Here is a 15,255-nt window from a genome sequence, read left to right as displayed (position 1 = left end):
CGCCCGCTTCCGGTCAGCGGCTGGGCGGCGGAATTCGTGCACATCCCAGCCGATGCCTAGCCCGTGCGGTGCGATGTGCTGGTCGAGGAGCGCGCGGGCCCTGCCCCGTAGAACAGGCGGGCCAGTCCAGTATCGGGGGAACTAGATCTGACCAGGCCAGCGGCGAGTGACGAAGACCGGTCCGCGCAGCTCCAGCGCCTCGATCACTGGCTGGAAGGCGGTGTTGTTGCTCCTGAACTCCAGCGTGTCCAGCAGCGCGATCAGGCCGCGCCGGTAATGGTTGGTGTAGGAGGCGCGCAGCGTGGTCTGCACCGTGGTGCGGTAGGCCGGGCCCTTGGTCTTGAACTCGTGCACCAAATCCTTGAGCGTCTGCTCGCCGCCGCTGACGGCGGGAAAGATGACCTGGCGGACCGGGTCGTCGGGATGGCCCAGGGCGGCGTCGGCGACCTTGAACAGGATGTTCTCCTTCCCGGTCACCCGCTTGAACGCGTTGATCAGCTCCTTGGTCACCTTGCTGTAAGCCCGCGCCTTGATCCGGTGCACCGTGGCGATCAGCAGCTCCACCAGCGTGTCGGTGATCTCCCGCTCCCGCTCGTGGACCAGCGCCGCCAGCAGCAGGACCTTCAGCTCGCGCGGGTGCGTGCGCATGTGCGAGGGCGCCTCCACCGCCGCCCGGGCCCGCCAGGACCCCAGCACCTTGGGCGCCACCTCGGCGAACAACCCGGGCGGCAGCTCGATCGCCCGCACCGCCGCGAGCTTGCGGATCTCGGTCATCATCGACTCCAGGCTCACGTGCCGGGCGCGGACTTGATGAACGCCAGCACGTCGAAGTCCTCGTCGTCGTCCTTGCCCTCTCCCTCGGCAGCCGCCTCGCCCGTGGGCTTCTGACCATCGCCGGCCGTCTCGGCCGCCGTGCGGCCGTCCTCATCGAGACCGACCAGCGCGCAGATGCGCTGCGTGGTCTCGGAACCCAACCGGGAGCAGATCCGCACCGACCAGGTGACCTCCGCGTTGTGCAGGGCCGAGGCCACGATCCGGGAGATCCGCCCAGGCGTCGGCGGCTCGATCCGCTCCTCACGCAGATGCTTGAGCAGCTCCTCCCGCACCCGCTCAGGCCGCCGCTCGGCGTGCGCGATGTTCTCGGCCAGCCACCCCGCCAGCTTCGTGGCGTCCGCGGTCGTGCAGGTGCGAAAGCCCAGGTGCGTACGGATCTGGCTGCGGTGATACTCGATCGTGGAGCCGGACCACTCGTAGAAGCCGAGCTCTGAGGCAGGCACCTGTACCTACTTGGCCACATGCTCGACCACGTCATCCGGTAGTTCCGAGCGGCCGCGCGGGAACCGGCCGTGCTGCGTGTAGAACTTCAGCAAGAGCGCGAAGCCGAGTCGCGTGGCATCCCGTTTCCCGGCAATGAGATCGCGCTCTTCGTCCAGGATCGTCCAGTGCTCGACCAGCTCGTCGATGTGCATCGGGGGTGTTTCATGACCGCCCAGCATTGACCAGGAGAGTCACGACAAGATCAACGCCCTCAACTCAAGAACTGTTGCTTACCCAAATTGTGCCGGCTGCCGGGACCGTCGGCGAACGCCTCGCCGTCTGACAGGCATACCTAGTCGACTACGCGCGCCATTTCGCGAAAGAGCACAGGACGAGCGGGCGGCCAGCGCCATGTGATGCCGCCGTCGCCCAGGGCCCGTACTCGGTGGCGCCCGCCCTTGGAGGGGACGTGGGCGCGGCGCATCAGGCGGGTGTCCCCAAATTGGTGACGGGGTGTTCGGTCAGGCGGTCACGGACTTGGCTGGGGAGGATGCCGTGCTGGGCGAAGACGGTGGCGACGAGTTGCGGGAATCGGGTCGCGTCCTGGCCGGTTCGCTTGCCGATGAGGTCGGTCCAGGCGTGGTCAACCTCGCGGGCGAGGGCGAGGATGGTATCGGGGTGGACGAGGTGAGAGTGCTCGGCAGCGCCGATTGCGCCGGTCGGGTCGACAGCCAGTCTCGGTGAGATGATCGCGGTGATGCTGCCGGCCGGGATGCCGTTGTGGTCGCGGTCGGCAGCCAGAAGTTTAAGCTGGTCGTTGACCTGGCGGATGTCGTTGTGCGGCACCATGCCTTCGGGCTTTTTGTGCTCGCTCTTGGCCTCGAGCGCGAACCACATGTGGTTGCCCCAGCACCAATTGGAGTCCGAGCGGCCGCTGCCCTGGGGCTTACTGGCCTCGGCGCCGAGGAAGAACCCGAGTTCGGTCAGCGCGGGCTCGTACCGCTCGTGGGAGACCTCGGCGAGGCCGGCGACCATGGTGTTGAGCCGCTTGCCGAGCTTGCCGGGTGGTTGGTTGAGGATCTGGCTGGCTGCGGCGGCGACGGCGACGTCGTCCTGGGGCGGCATGTCGGTCGGGGGTGCGTCGGGCAGAGACGGCAGGGCCCGAACCCAGGCGCCCGGTGCGGTGCGGTCAGCGTTGAACACCAACTGGTGGGCGGTGGCCAGCAGGGACTGGTTACCTTCGGCCGCAGCCCGGTAGGCCCACATCCCGGCGAGCAGGATCCAGAACGCCCGGTAGCCTACGGTGGCGTCGCCGCCCTGGGACAGCAGGTTCGCGACCCGGTTGGCCTGCGAGCTGGCCTCGGACCATTTGCTGTGCCCAGCCAGGGCGCACGCCTCGATCTCGGCGGCCGCGGAGGCGGCCAGGGCCTCGCTCCCGGCCGGGGGTGTGCGCTGGAAGGAGGCGCGGAGCGTATTGAGGGTCGGCACGGCCTGCTCGCGCCAGACCGGGGAGGTCTCCTGGTCGAGGAACGCCTGGACGTTCTCCAGGACGTCGCCGGTAGTGGTCTGCCTGCTGTTTTCCATCCCGAACCGGATCTCGGCCTGCAGGTCGGGTGACAGGGCCGACTGGATCTCCGGGCGGAGTAGGTAGCGGGTCAGCTCCTGGCCGCGGACGATGACGAGCGCCCAGTCGTTCGCGGCGCGGGTGCAGCGGCCCAGCCCCTGAACCACGCGGGTACGGACACGCTCGTTGAGGGCGGCGCCGGCGCGGACCTGAACGGACAGGAACCGCTCTTGGAGGTTGTCGCGGTCGGGGACACTCTCGATGACGACGAGCCTGCACGCCTCGTGCGGCAGATCGAGGCCGTCGTAGCGGCTGGCCAGCGCGCACACCCCACGGGTCAGCGCGGAGAACGCCTCCATGCCGTTCTTCACATCATCCTTGGTGAGCACGGGCCAGCCGGGCTGGGCAATGGCATCTGCTGTGGCCAGCGCAGTCGCCGCGTCTGGAGCCAGGACCAGGGCCTTGCCCGCCCGCCGGGTGATCTCCTCGGTCAGGGCGTCGGCATCGTCTTGAGAGACGAGATCGGGAAACACCAGGAACCGCTGGCCAGAGCGGGGCTCGGGCAGCGCGATGCGCACGATTCCGGAACGGCCGAAGGACCGCTCCAGGTCACCGGCGTCGCCGAGCGTCGCCGACAGGTAGATGCGCTGGCGGGCGTCGGTGAAGGCCCGGTTTTCCTGAGTGGGAGGGACAAGCGGCCGGATCTGGATGCTGGAGTGAGTGAGGTAGACGAGGCAGGACGCCAGCACCTTGCTGATCATCGCGTAGCGGAACATCCAGGGCCGCCTCAAGCCGGACAGAACGGCGGCGAGCCGCTCGGCCATCCCATCGTGCTGGGCCAGGATCACCAGCTCGACGCTCTCGCGGGCGCCAGCCTCGGCATCGGCCTTCCGCAGCCGCCGCAGCGACAGCTCGTTCAGTCCGGGCGCCAGGATGTCGAGGAGTTCGTCGAACAGCTCGGTGTCAGAGAATTCGTCACCGGTCCGGCTGACCTTCACACAGTACTGCTCGGCCACGTACTGCTCGCCGTTGTGGGCGTCGTCGAAGACCAGTAGGTCCGGGTGCGGGTCAAGCTTGGGCGAGCTGTTGAAGATGGTGCTGTAGGTGGTGATGGCGACCGCCTCGCCCGCGTCATAGCGGATCTGATCGGCCAGCAGCCACTTCCTGTGGTCGCCAGTGAGGACCACCGCCGGGACTCCTTCCCGGGCTGCGGTCGCGGCGACTTGGCGGGCTAGCTGGTCGGTCGGGCAGGCGTAGGCGACACGTACGCCCTTCGTCTGCCGCCACCACTCACTGATCACCAGTGCTGGGATGGTCTTGCCCGTTCCGGTCGGTAGCTCCAAGGCGATGTCCTGCGCCCCGAGATGCTTGGGCTCGGCATACCAGCGCAGCAGGTCGCCCTGGTGAGTCAGGAGGCCCGGGACGGCTTCCGGGGTCCGCGGAAGATCACGGTAGAGCGCCTCTGGTGTCTCATAAGACGCCTTCTCCACCCCGACTCGCTTGAACGCCACCACAACCGCCCTCAGGAGTGCACCGCGAACCCCACAGATCCTAGCGTTCGCACGGCCGGTCGAGCAGCTCAGTTGTTGGCCATTTGGGCGTCTGTCCAAGGTGGCGAAGTGGCTATCCCGGGCAGCCGAATCGCCTCGATGCCGTCGGCATCGGCCAGCAAAGGATCTTAGAACCGGACAGGTGTCCGTCAGCGGCGTGCGGTGGGGTCGTGCTCGGCGGTGATGCGGGCTGAGGTCTCCTCGCCGAGGCGCACGTAGCGGCCGAGGCTGGCCAGGGGCTGGTGGCGGGACTTGGAACGCCAGCCAACGTGCCTTACGTGCCTGACAAGATCATAGCGCTCTGACCTGCGGCATAGGCTAATAACCCAAGATAATCATCGTTTCTAGGGGGAGGGCCGAGCCCGTAATGGCGCGGGCGTCTGTGCACGATGACCAGGAAGGCCGGACGTCCGCGCTCCCAGCTCTCACACGCCCGCCACGACACCACGATGTCGGCCCAGCGGCGCCTGGGCTGCGCCTACGGCCAGCTGTAGCCAAGGAACCCCCTCCGCAGGCAGGCACCACCATGACCTTCGAGCCCCGGCGTCGAGGATTACTTGCTCGTGCGCTTCGTCGTGGTCCTGCGCCCACCGGCCGCCGCCCTGCCCCGAGCGGTGGTCGTGGCCGGTTTGGCCGGCGCGGGCCGCGCAGCCGGTCGCTCACGGACCTGCGTCTGGCCCGGCCCGCTCGGCTCGGGCTCCTCCCCACGGCGCTGCCGCTGCGCGACCATCGCGCCGGCGCCAATGGCGGCCGCGACAGGCAACTCAAGGACCCCGAAGACCGCCAGCGCGCCCAGCGCCCCGTAGTAGGCGATGCGCTCGGGCGGCGGCACAAACCTCCGGGCCACGTCGGCGTAGCGGCCGAGCACCTGCCTGCCGATGTGCGGCATCGGGACGCGCGGCTTCGGAACGACTTCCAGGTGCGGCATCCGCATCTCGGGCGGGCGGACCTCGATGCTGAGCATCGGCAGATCCAACGTGAGCCACTTGGTCCCGTTCCCCCTCGATATAGCGGAGGCGCGCCCACGTGCCTGGGTAACGGCCATGATCCCTCCTCCAACTGGAGAACCAGCTCTTCACTACCCCTTTCCGCCGGCCCTGCGCCCATTCTCCAAGTGCGCGGAGAGTGGAACAGGGTGAGCTAATCCCGCCGCCATTCGCTGGACCAGAGCCGAGGCCAGCCCTGATTTTTGAAGACGTACGGGCGAAGCCCGTGCCTTTCAAACCATGTGAGGGAGTCACCTGACGATCAATGAGCGAACAACCTAAACGGAGCGCCTTTACTAAGTAGATTTTGGTGGGCGGCCACACTCCGGGCGTCCCACCGGGCGCTTCCCAGCAGGCGCCGGGCTTCAAGGAGGCGCCGCTCGTCGATCAGGTCACGCACCCCTTTGCCCGTGGCGTCCCGAGCGGCGCGGCTGAGGGTGCGGACCGAGCAGCCCAGCAGCTCGGCGTAGTCCGCCGCCCGGTGCAGTTCGCGGAAGTGCAGCTCCAGGGTGTCCACGAACCGACCGTAGGTATCACCACGGCCCGTGCCGGCCGTCGCCGCACCCGTGGAGGTGATGCCGGGGGCGTTGGCAAGGCGCAGCAGCAGCGATTCGAGCAGGCTGCGCCGCAGGGCATGGTGGACATCCAGGGGGCGACGTCCAAGCGCCCGGGCGGGGAGCGGACGGCAATGCCGTCCGCTCCCCGCCAACACCTCTAGAAAATAGGAACGGGCTTCGCCCGTACGACTAACCCCAGCCGAACCCCGCCACCGAACATCCCACCGACGCGGATGTCCTCACCACAACCCACACGGTCCGATGGAAGCTGAGGGTACTGGATGACGCTGGCCGAGTTCGCCGAGAGCCGCGGCGTGCCGTTCGATGAGTTCTATGCGCGGCTGCGCGGCCTGGAGTGGGAGTCCACGGAGGAGCACTGGCACGGCTGGCGCACCATCTCCGGCCTGGCCGCACTGCTGGGATTGTCGGAGAACCAAGTGGAGTGGAAGGTCCGCGGCTGGCGCCAGCAGAACGACCTGCCCCTGAGCGTCGTCGATGAGGGTGCCCTGGTTCGAGCCGCTGCCGTTCGTCGCCAAGCTGCGCGGTCACGACGCTGGCGTACCCGAGGACAGCCCGGCCGCGCTCGGCTTGGCCACCCGGGTGGTCGGCGCGCTGAAGGAGACCGGTGTTGGCACGGTGGCCGAGCTCCTGCGGCGCCAGCCCGAGGACCTGGTGAAGGCGCCGGGGCTGGCTAAGGCGTCGGTGGCGGCGATCGAGCCGCAAGGCCGGCGACGCCGGTTGGGCGAGGGTGGCCATGCTGATACCGAGTCCCCACCGAACTTGAAGCAGAGCGGACAAATCGCCGGGGCGGGGCGATGTCGACCCGGACCAACTGGTCACACATCGTCCCGCCCCAGTCGGGCCGTTGTTGGGCCTCTTCCTACTGCGGTCCCTCAGCAGTCCGAGTCGAGAGTGACGACTGAGAGGGAGTCGTTGGGCAAGCGCCCAGATTTCCCGTCGAAGTTGCCCCAGTGTTTATTACCGGCGTTGAAGTACTGCTGCCGGCCCGGGAACAAGCCCGCGTGCTCATCGAAGTGACCCGACGAGCAGCCTGCCCACCATGCGCTGGCTTTGTCGTTCCAGTTGAGACCGTCGCCCATCGTGGCGTTGAGATCAATCCAGCCCCTGCCGCGGATGCACACGGTAGGACCGCCGGGGAAGATCTTTTTGTCCACGTCGAGCGGTCCATTCCAGAACAGCGCGAGGTAGGGGATGTCGGACTCGTTGCCGGTGCATCGGGTGGACCACGTCAAGGGAGCGACGCTGTCGTTGCTGTCGAGGCAGCGACTGGTGTGCTTGGACCCGTTGAGCGTGATCTCGAGTGTGCGGCAGCCGTCGGCAAAGGCCGACGAAGCGCTGGCGGCGGAGGCGAGTACCGGCATGCTGACGAACCCGAGCGTGATGCCGAGCATCAGCCGGAGAGCTCGGCTGCGTAACAGCATGGGGCGGCGCCTGGCCATGATCAGGTTTTTCACCTTGTGATCCCTTTCGTTCGCGGAGAACGTGCGAGATCTTCATAAGGGTGCATTTGTCCACGCGAGAGCGATCTGGACAATTTCTGGCAGCGTGTTGTCCAGGCAAGTCGACAAGGATCGTCAACCAGAGGAGGAGGCCGTAGCGTGGGACGGCGGATGCGGGCACTCAATCCCACCGGCACCCCTGTCGAGCGGTTCGCCTGTGACCTGCGCGCCCTACGGGCCCAGGCCGGGGAGCTGCCTTTCTGGAAAATGGCGCGACGATGCGAGGTCTCCAAGAGCGCGTTGGCCGCCGCGGTAGCCGGTCACCAACTGCCCTCCGAACATGTGCTGCGCAACTTCGTGAAGGCCTGCGGTGGGGACTGGCCGTATTGGCGCGAGCGTTGGCTTCAAGCGCTCGCAGAGGTCGCATCGCACACCTCACAGTCGGACAACCACAGGGGGGCCGGAGGGGCCTTGGTCCCGGTGAAAATCGTGCTGCCCGTCCTGGCGGGGCAGGTGCCGGCCGGCGCCGACAGCGAGGTCGTCGCCTCGGGAGGCGCGGAGGGCTGGCGCCTTGCCGGTGGCTTCGCGTTGATGCCGCCGCTGACTGCTGATGTCACTTACCGCCGTCACTGGCGGGAGCGCTGGCTGTGGCTGTTAGTCGTCGTGTTAGCCGGCGCCGGGGGGTTCGTCCTTGCTCAGGGATTGTCCCGATCGGCGGGAGGGCAGGCCACTGGGGCGGTTACTCCCTCCCCCACACCGTCACTGGTGCGAGTTCTGGATGGCACTGACCCGAAAATCGCAGGCTGCGGAACCGACAAGATCACCTTGGATTCCGCGCCGGTTCTCCTGCAGAAAGATGCACGGTTGCGCGGCAAGCGTTTGCCCGCTGGAACCAAGGTCGGCGTGATCAGCCTCGCCTACTCACCTCGGTGCGCCGGGGCCTGGCCGCGGTTCGATCCCACACCAGGTCTCAACCCCAATCCCGACGACACCACGGTCGGTGTCCTCACCGTCGAAGGTCTACGACCCGCCAACAACACCGCGAACTCCTGGAAGATGGGCTACATCGACCAGACCTATGGCAATTTGCTTCTCACCGGCGTGGGCTGTGTGCAAGCCCGCGCGCGTCTCGACATGGTCGGCCAGAACGTCGTCGCTACAGGCCAGACCCGTTGCCTACCCCAACTGTGATGAACGGTGTCCGGCGGACTTCGGCCGACGTCGCAGCGGAAGGCTTCCCCGGCCGCCGCTGCGCGCGTGTGGCCGCCTCCTGGGCTGTGGGCCCACCCGAACGCATAGATCTGACCGCCACGCCGCCACTAACGAGAGAACCGGCCGCAGCGCCATCGTGAGAGTGGCACCCAGCAGCGCTGCCCACGCGACTGCCTGTCGGCCCGGGACACTCCGTCGGCTCAGAGGGCACCTTGTGGCGAGGCTGGCCCCCTTGCGCCGTTTGGGACACGACGTAATGTCAGGGCATCGACGAGCGGCGTGCCAGAATCGATGGCCAATACCTGCCGGTTCTCGGGGCGGCATTGGCGCTGAAGGACGGGTTCGACACGCCGGAAGAGCCCATCGAGGCGTTGGCCGAGGTCACGCGGGCGGTGGAGGAGTCCGTCGACCGGCTGACGCAGATGATCGAGGCCAGCGCGGCGGATTGATGGGCCGGTACCTAGAGGGGCCCGACGGCCTGCGTGTCAAGCCGGTCCGGCTGCGCAAGAACAGCGCGGATTGGATCTCCGTCGCTGACGGGCCAGATCCGCCCAGTTCGACTGCGGTAGTCTCATGGGCCCCTCGGATCCCTCCCTGTCAAAATAGACAGAGGTAACAGACAAGATCCCCATGCGGGAAAGTCTGGGACAGGAAGGGCGACGTGAGCGCATGACGGCTGACCGATTCAGCACGCACAATCTCGAACTCGGCCACGATATTGTGATCAAGCGCTACAGGTCGTGGGACAGGGGCGAGCCTCGCCGGGAATGGGCGGCGCTCACGCTCCTGGCTGAACATGCACCTGGTGTCGCGCCCACGCCAGTGGAAGCCGCGTTCGACGCTCACCCACCCGTGATCACGATGAACAGGCTGCCCGGCCGCGTCCTGCGCGGCCAGCACGCCACCGATGACCAGGTCAACGCGATGGCCAATGCCCTGAACCGGCTGTACCAGGTTCCGACTCGGGTAGTGGAACAGATCGACCCCGCCCCCTGGGGACCCGTCACAGCCGTGGACAAATACCGCGCCTGGGCCGACAGGCAACCCGACCTCGGCGACGACCCGCTTGTGCGGCAGGCTTACCAAGAGGGAGCCGCCTGGCTGGCCTCCACCGACCCCGACAAGCTCACCACGAACCCTCATCCGCCCGTTCTCGGGCTGGCGGACGGGAACCACGCGAATTATCTGTGGGACGAGCACGAGCGGCGCATATGGCTTATCGACTGGGAAGACTCCGGCCGCAATGATCGCGCCTTTGAACTTGGCGAAGTTATCGAGCACATCTCCCGCGTCGACGGCGGCCTGGACGCCCAGCAACTCCTGGACCGCATCGACCTAGACCCGGGGGAGGCCGAGCGGGTGCTGGGCTTTCGCCGCTTGGTCGCGCTGGGTTGGTTTCTCCAACTCGGCCCCAACGGGCCAGCGACCCCTCACAACCCGGTAGGCACCTTGGAACGCCAGGCCGAACGGGTTCTGCACCTACTCAACTGACACCCGGCAGGCTGACCGTACTGCTTGTCTACGCGCCGGTCCACTCGTCAACTGGCCCAACAGCCATGACTGGATGGAGGGCTTCGACCTGACCAGGACAGCGACGACTACGCCGAGATCAACCCCTACGAGCCGCCAAGCGGGACCGCGCCGGGCGGCGGCAGTCAGGGACAACTGGCGGGCGATCTCGAGCCGCGCGGAGCAGCGAGTCCAACGCTATCGCTGCCTCTAGCCGACTATTGGCCTCATCGCATACAACGACAGCCAGCCGAACCTAATTCCTTGATCATAGTGTGCCGGGGCGTCGACGGAAGGGTGGTAACTAATCTCCCGGTCGACTCGCCCGTGCCATACGTCGTCGCCCTCCCACCACCGGTGACCTTTTCGGGGACCTGGCACGCACCCCTGACCAGCGGCAGGAGTTAGCGCTGCAGCGCCGCGGTATCCGGGCGGCGCCCCCGACGACGCCGACGAAGAGGGGCCAGGGGAAAAGCGACTGGTTTCAGCCGTGCACGGTGGCAAGGCTAGCGGCTACTCCACGATCATCACGGAGAACGCCTCTGGGTACCGTTTTCCCGGCTTGGGCTTTGGGCGGCCGCTGAACCGCACGAGTGTGCCTTTCGGCAGCGACGTTCGTCCCCCGGGCAGGCTGTCGCGTGAAAACGAACCAGGACTGTCCCACAGTGTCGGTGATGGACCCTGACGTTGCGCCGGGATCCCAGCGGGTGATTGTGCCGCGCAGCTCGCCACCACCGGGGGTGGGCACGCCCGCGATGGGGCCGACGAACGGCCGCGCGCCCTGGTAGTCGTCGCGCAACCCGACGGCGAGGAGTTCCTCCAGCGACGGCGCGCTCGAGGCCGCTGCGACGAGCGCGGCAGCGGTGGCCACCGGCGGCTGCATCCGCGGAACGATGACGTGCCTGTCCAGCTCGACCAGGCGGGCGACGAGCGGGACGAAATCTTTGTCTCCGGTCAGCAGCACCACTGTCTTCCATGGCCTGGTCAGGGCATTTTCCAAGGCGACAATGGTGTAGAGCACATCAGCGCCCTTCTCTGAGGGGCCGGTCAGTGGCACATCATGTCGTGTGATCCCGGCCTGCTGCAGGACGTGCTCGAAACTGGCCGCTGGCGTGGACGGGCGGGCTCGTACGCAATGGGCGTCCACGCGTGCCTGTGGATCGCCGAGGGCCTGCCGCAGAACGTCGTGCAGACCCTCAAAGGAGATCCGTGCCCGCCAGGGGTGATCATGCAGCAAGTACCCGCTGACATGCGCCCACCAGCCGCCGTCCCACATCACACCGATTGTCACCCCCTCGCTTTAGGATGATGATGCCGCCCCGCATCGAGGCCGAGCCCTGCCGCTGACCGGACGATAATCGGCGGCACGTCGCAGAGAGGCGGCCTCGCCGGCAATGGAGTGTCGTTGATGTCTGGCGGGGTGTTTGCGTCCGTCGCGGGGGTAGGGCCCGATCGTGCGACGGTCCAGCGTGCGGCTGGGCTTTCTTTCGTGTTGGTCCGGCCGCCCCGACGCCAGTGCGGGGCGGCCTGGGCCCCCGATCGCGAGCACCGAGGACGGCCGCACACCTGCATGGGCAAGAGCGGGACCAGATCCGCGCCGCCAGGCTGGACACCATGCCCGCGGCCGCATGCAGCAGACGCGTCAAGACGTGGACTGGCTGCGCCGTCGCTTAGGCGGGGCGTCGAGCAACTCCTGGCGCTGATCGCCGAGCTGGACCAGGGGCAGGCCGAGCTCGCCACCGGCGACCCGGAGGTGCGATCGACCGGAGGGAGCCCGCGCTCGCCGCTGCGCCACCTCGGTGGCCACCACGCTCGCTGGCACCGCCCGGAGCCACCAGTACACCGCCGCCGAGTCCCTCACGCGGCGATGATCGACGGCCGTTAGCATTCAGGGGTGGGAAGAGGGACCTGGCTTTTCTTGGAGGAAGCGCCAGGCCTCTCCCTTTAGGTCTGGCTGGCCGTCAGAGCGTCTCGACCCCTGCCGCTGCGGCCCTAGACGTGATCGGCTCCTGTAATTGGTTGAGTGCGAGCGGCCCCCGGAATCCGCGGGGGGCGCAGGAGAGTAGTCATCGAAGTTCTGATGTCAGGGAGTGCCGTACCAGCGGATGATCGGCGCGATCACGGCGTAGATACCCATCATCGCAATGCTGCCGGCGGTGAGGTAGAAGGTGCTCGGGTAGAACCAGCGGTGTGCCAGCGCCAGGAGCGCTGAAAACTCCCCGACCAGAAACGTGAGGGATATGAGCACGGCTGCGAGCTGCCACTTTCCAAGACGGGCGAAGTACCGCGCCGCCCTCGATGGCCCGCGGTAGAAGAAGAAGCCCGAGCCGTCATCCCCCTCGGAGTGGGGAGGCACGGGGGTGTCACCCCGCCGGTAGTAATGGCGCCACACTCACCGGCGATTACTTAGCGAAGCACTCTCACTACTGAAAGTGTTCGACCGTTTGCGGGGAACCCATGCCTCTCAACACCGCCCACGCGTTCCGGACTGCGGCCATATTGTTCGGCACGGCCGTACTGAGCTCGGCGCTGAACACCCCCGCCGTCGTCGCCACCACCAACGAAGTGCAAGCCATCGACGCCGCGACCGGCGCGGTGCGCAGCGCCAGCTCCAGGCAAGCCTACGAGCAGCTACTGGACCGGGAGCGCCGGTGTCTGGCCGTGCCCTCGGCGTCCACCGCCGACGGGGTGGGGACGGTGCTCGAGAGCTGCGGCACCTCCGCGGACCACCACCAGCACTGGCAAATGCGCGACCTGGGTAACGGCTACTACCGGATCATCGCCCGGCACAGCGGCAAGTGCCTCACCGTGCCGTCGTCGTCCACCGCCAACAATGTACGCGTAACGCAGCGGACCTGCGGCACTGGCACGAACCAGCAGTGGCGGTTCAGCCCCCTCTTCAGCGGCTACTACGAGATCATGCCCCGTCACACCGGCAAGTGCCTGACCCCCCGCTACGACCCGGCCGAAGAACGCCCAGTGGCCGTCCAGAACCTCTGTGCGGACGTGAGTTACCAGCAGTGGGTGCGCAGGATCGCGCCCTCGTAAGCCTGGCCCCGACTCACCTTCCACAGGTGGGAGGGGAGAGGGGAATTTATTGAGCCAGTCTCCGTAGCCGTGGTGCGGGCGGGATGTACTCGAACGACACCAGCCCGAGCCGGCACGGGTCGAGCGTGTCCTTGTGCTGGTTCCGCCGCTTCGGCACGGTGATCTCCCGGGTCCTGCAAGCCGAGGCGGCCGGCGCCCTGTGGGACGCCGGCCTCGCGATGGCGGGCACGCCCAGTTCCCACGAGCTCAAGGGCCCGGGTCGCTCACATCTTCTCCGTCCACGACTCGTAGGCGGAGTCGTCTGGGAGCACCCAAACCGCCGCGTCCGGCCGCTCGATCTTCTTCAGCAGCTTCACCGCGCCCGTCTTCCGCAAGACCTGGTAGACCGCCACCCCCGTCGCGGTCTTCGATCGCACGACCAGCCGTCCGGACCGGTCGAAGTCGATGTCGTCGATGTACTGCCCGCGCGGCAGTTTCACACTCACCACGGCACCCGCGCGGCCAGTGCGCAGGTTCAGCAGGAGCACCTTGCGGTACTTGCCACCCTTACCGACCAGGACGGCCGAGGTGGTGTAGTCCCCCGCCAGCGCGCTCGGCGCCAGCCGCGTCTTCAGCCGCAGGCGAGACCGCAGCGCCCGGTCGAACACGACCTTCTGCTCCCCGCCCAGCAGCAGCCGCTTGCTGTCCGGGCTGAACCTGGCCAGGCCCCATGCGTCTGTCTTCTCCGGCGGCCCCATCGCCTTGCGCTTGCGCAGGTCCACGAGGACGCCCAGGCCCGGTCCCGAGGTGCCGGTGACCACATAGCTGCCGTCATAGGACACGATCGGCCACTCCTCACCGATGGCGTACGCCGTGATCTTGGCGACCACCCGCTCCTTGCCGTGCACGGTCCGCTCCACGAACAGGCCGTCCTTCTTCCGGTAGTAGAAGATGTGCCGCCCGTCCCCGCTGATCAGGAACGGCGCGCGCTCCCCATCGTTGACCGCGTCCTTGGGCGCCACGGCGAGCGCCTCCGGCACCTCCACCACCTTCCCCCTGGTCAGCACCACTTCCCAGGTCTGCGTCCGCTGCGCGTAAGCAATTGTGGCCGGTGCTTCAGCGGCCGCGGGCTGGGCGGTCGCCGTTAAGAGCTCCTAACAGAATGATCTTTGTTGTGCTTTGATCTCTCGCTGTAGCGATGGCGAGAGGGGTGCAGGGTGGCACGAGGCAAGCCGTGGGAGGTCAGCGACGAGCTGTGGGCGGTGATCGAACCGCTGTTGCCCCAGCGCCAGCGGCGCTTCCGGCATCCAGGACGCAAGCGGCTCGATGACCGGCTGGCCTTGCAGGGCATCCTGTTCGTGCTGCATACCGGCATCGCCTGGGAGCACCTGCCGCAAGAGCTGGGCTACGGCTCGGGCATGACCTGCTGGCGGCGCCTGGCCGAGTGGAACAAGGCCGGGGTATGGCAACGCCTGCACGAGGTGCTACTCGATCGTCTACGAGCTGCCGACACGCTGGACTTCTCCCGGGCTGCGGTGGACTCATCGCAGATCAGAGCGTTAAAAAGGGGGGCGCAGACCGGCCCCTCCCCGGTCGATCGCGGACGGGCCGGCAGTAAACACCACCTGATCACCGACGCCACCGGCATCCCCCTCGCCGTCATCCTCACCGGCGCCAACCGCAACGACGTCACCCAGCTCATCCCGCTCCTGCAGACCATCCCGAAGGTTCGCGGCAAGCGCGGCCGTCCCCGCCAGCGTCCCGACGTCGTGCTGGCTGACCGGGGATACGATCACGACAAGTACCGGCGCTCGGTCCGCGAGCTGCAGATCCGGCCACTGATCGCCCGTCGTGGCACCGTACATGGTTCTGGCCTGGGCAAACACCGCTACGTCGTGGAGCAGACCTTCGCCCTGCTGCACGCCTTCCGACGCCTGCGCATCCGCTGGGAAGTCCGCGCCGACATCCACGAGGCGTTCCTCAGTCTGGCCTGCGCGCTCATCTGCTGGCGCCGACTCATCTCATTGCGTTAGGACCTCTAAGGGCCTGCAGAGGAATAACCCGTAGCTTCCGGAGATGTCGATCGTTGCTGTGGTATGGGCGTGGCGGCAGAGACGGTGACGATGCTGGCGG

14 protein-coding genes and 2 pseudogenes are annotated in these 15,255 nt (G+C 67.3%); 6 read left to right on the top strand and 10 right to left on the bottom strand.

What is annotated here, in order from left to right; genetic code table 11:
- Positions 1 to 141 precede the first annotated feature (141 nt).
- The 5 genes and pseudogenes from ACIBVN_RS54970 to ACIBVN_RS54950 form a co-directional block, all read right to left on the bottom strand.
- Positions 142 to 777: a hypothetical protein gene (locus ACIBVN_RS54970; protein WP_397149939.1), complete on the bottom strand. Its 636-nt coding sequence runs from the start codon at positions 775 to 777 to the stop codon at positions 142 to 144.
- Between the two features lie 11 nt (positions 778 to 788).
- Positions 789 to 1,469: pseudogene (locus ACIBVN_RS54965) on the bottom strand (DUF4158 domain-containing protein).
- 271 nt (positions 1,470 to 1,740) lie between these two features.
- Entirely contained in the window at positions 1,741 to 4,332 is a 2,592-nt protein-coding gene (locus ACIBVN_RS54960; protein ID WP_397149937.1) for a DEAD/DEAH box helicase, read from the bottom strand.
- Positions 4,333 to 4,924: 592 nt separating this feature from the next.
- Positions 4,925 to 5,335, bottom strand: coding sequence for a hypothetical protein (locus ACIBVN_RS54955; protein ID WP_397149935.1), 411 nt, complete (start codon positions 5,333 to 5,335; stop codon positions 4,925 to 4,927).
- 284 nt (positions 5,336 to 5,619) lie between these two features.
- Positions 5,620 to 6,069: a hypothetical protein gene (locus tag ACIBVN_RS54950; protein WP_397149933.1), complete on the bottom strand. Its 450-nt coding sequence runs from the start codon at positions 6,067 to 6,069 to the stop codon at positions 5,620 to 5,622.
- Positions 6,070 to 6,409: 340 nt separating this feature from the next.
- Between ACIBVN_RS54950 and ACIBVN_RS54945 the strand changes: the two are divergent.
- Positions 6,410 to 6,616 (top strand): annotated as a pseudogene (locus ACIBVN_RS54945) (DNA-directed RNA polymerase subunit alpha C-terminal domain-containing protein); the annotation flags it as partial.
- A gap of 191 nt (positions 6,617 to 6,807) precedes the next feature.
- On the opposite strand, the gene ACIBVN_RS54940 reads toward ACIBVN_RS54945, so the two are convergent.
- Complete coding sequence (locus ACIBVN_RS54940; protein ID WP_397149970.1) at positions 6,808 to 7,389, bottom strand: hypothetical protein; 582 nt, start codon at positions 7,387 to 7,389, stop codon at positions 6,808 to 6,810.
- A gap of 144 nt (positions 7,390 to 7,533) precedes the next feature.
- Here ACIBVN_RS54940 and ACIBVN_RS54935 point away from each other — a divergent pair, with 144 nt between their 5' ends.
- The 3 genes from ACIBVN_RS54935 (at position 7,534) to ACIBVN_RS54925 (ending at position 10,077) form a co-directional block, all read left to right on the top strand.
- A complete protein-coding gene (locus ACIBVN_RS54935; RefSeq protein WP_397149931.1) occupies positions 7,534 to 8,565 on the top strand; it encodes a helix-turn-helix domain-containing protein in 1,032 nt (343 codons plus the stop codon).
- Positions 8,566 to 8,909: 344 nt separating this feature from the next.
- Positions 8,910 to 9,035, top strand: coding sequence for a hypothetical protein (locus ACIBVN_RS54930; protein WP_397149929.1), 126 nt, complete (start codon positions 8,910 to 8,912; stop codon positions 9,033 to 9,035).
- A gap of 220 nt (positions 9,036 to 9,255) precedes the next feature.
- Entirely contained in the window at positions 9,256 to 10,077 is an 822-nt protein-coding gene (locus ACIBVN_RS54925; protein ID WP_397149928.1) for a phosphotransferase family protein, read from the top strand.
- A gap of 502 nt (positions 10,078 to 10,579) precedes the next feature.
- Here ACIBVN_RS54925 and ACIBVN_RS54920 read toward each other — a convergent pair.
- The 3 genes from ACIBVN_RS54920 to ACIBVN_RS54910 form a co-directional block, all read right to left on the bottom strand.
- Entirely contained in the window at positions 10,580 to 11,371 is a 792-nt protein-coding gene (locus tag ACIBVN_RS54920) for an NYN domain-containing protein (protein ID WP_397149926.1), read from the bottom strand.
- 366 nt (positions 11,372 to 11,737) lie between these two features.
- Positions 11,738 to 11,956, bottom strand: a complete 219-nt coding sequence (locus ACIBVN_RS54915) for a hypothetical protein (RefSeq protein WP_397149924.1) — start codon at positions 11,954 to 11,956, stop codon at positions 11,738 to 11,740.
- A gap of 222 nt (positions 11,957 to 12,178) precedes the next feature.
- A complete protein-coding gene (locus tag ACIBVN_RS54910) occupies positions 12,179 to 12,451 on the bottom strand; it encodes a hypothetical protein (RefSeq protein WP_397149922.1) in 273 nt (90 codons plus the stop codon).
- Between the two features lie 101 nt (positions 12,452 to 12,552).
- On the opposite strand from ACIBVN_RS54910, the gene ACIBVN_RS54905 reads away from it, so the two are divergent.
- Positions 12,553 to 13,143, top strand: a complete 591-nt coding sequence (locus ACIBVN_RS54905; protein WP_397149920.1) for an RICIN domain-containing protein — start codon at positions 12,553 to 12,555, stop codon at positions 13,141 to 13,143.
- A gap of 263 nt (positions 13,144 to 13,406) precedes the next feature.
- Here the strand turns inward: ACIBVN_RS54905 and ACIBVN_RS54900 are convergent, their stop codons facing one another.
- Positions 13,407 to 14,192, bottom strand: coding sequence for a hypothetical protein (locus tag ACIBVN_RS54900; RefSeq protein ID WP_397149918.1), 786 nt, complete (start codon positions 14,190 to 14,192; stop codon positions 13,407 to 13,409).
- A 147-nt stretch (positions 14,193 to 14,339) separates the two neighbouring features.
- On the opposite strand from ACIBVN_RS54900, the gene ACIBVN_RS54895 reads away from it, so the two are divergent.
- On the top strand, positions 14,340 to 15,155 hold the full coding sequence (locus ACIBVN_RS54895) for an IS5 family transposase (RefSeq protein WP_397149916.1): 816 nt from the start codon (positions 14,340 to 14,342) through the stop codon (positions 15,153 to 15,155).
- Positions 15,156 to 15,255: the final 100 nt, after the last annotated feature.

Source organism: Nonomuraea sp. NPDC049400 (assembly GCF_044466425.1).
GTDB lineage: Bacteria > Actinomycetota > Actinomycetes > Streptosporangiales > Streptosporangiaceae > Nonomuraea.
The sequence above is the reverse complement of the archived record's forward strand: the minus strand, read 5'-3'. Positions and strand labels throughout refer to the sequence as shown.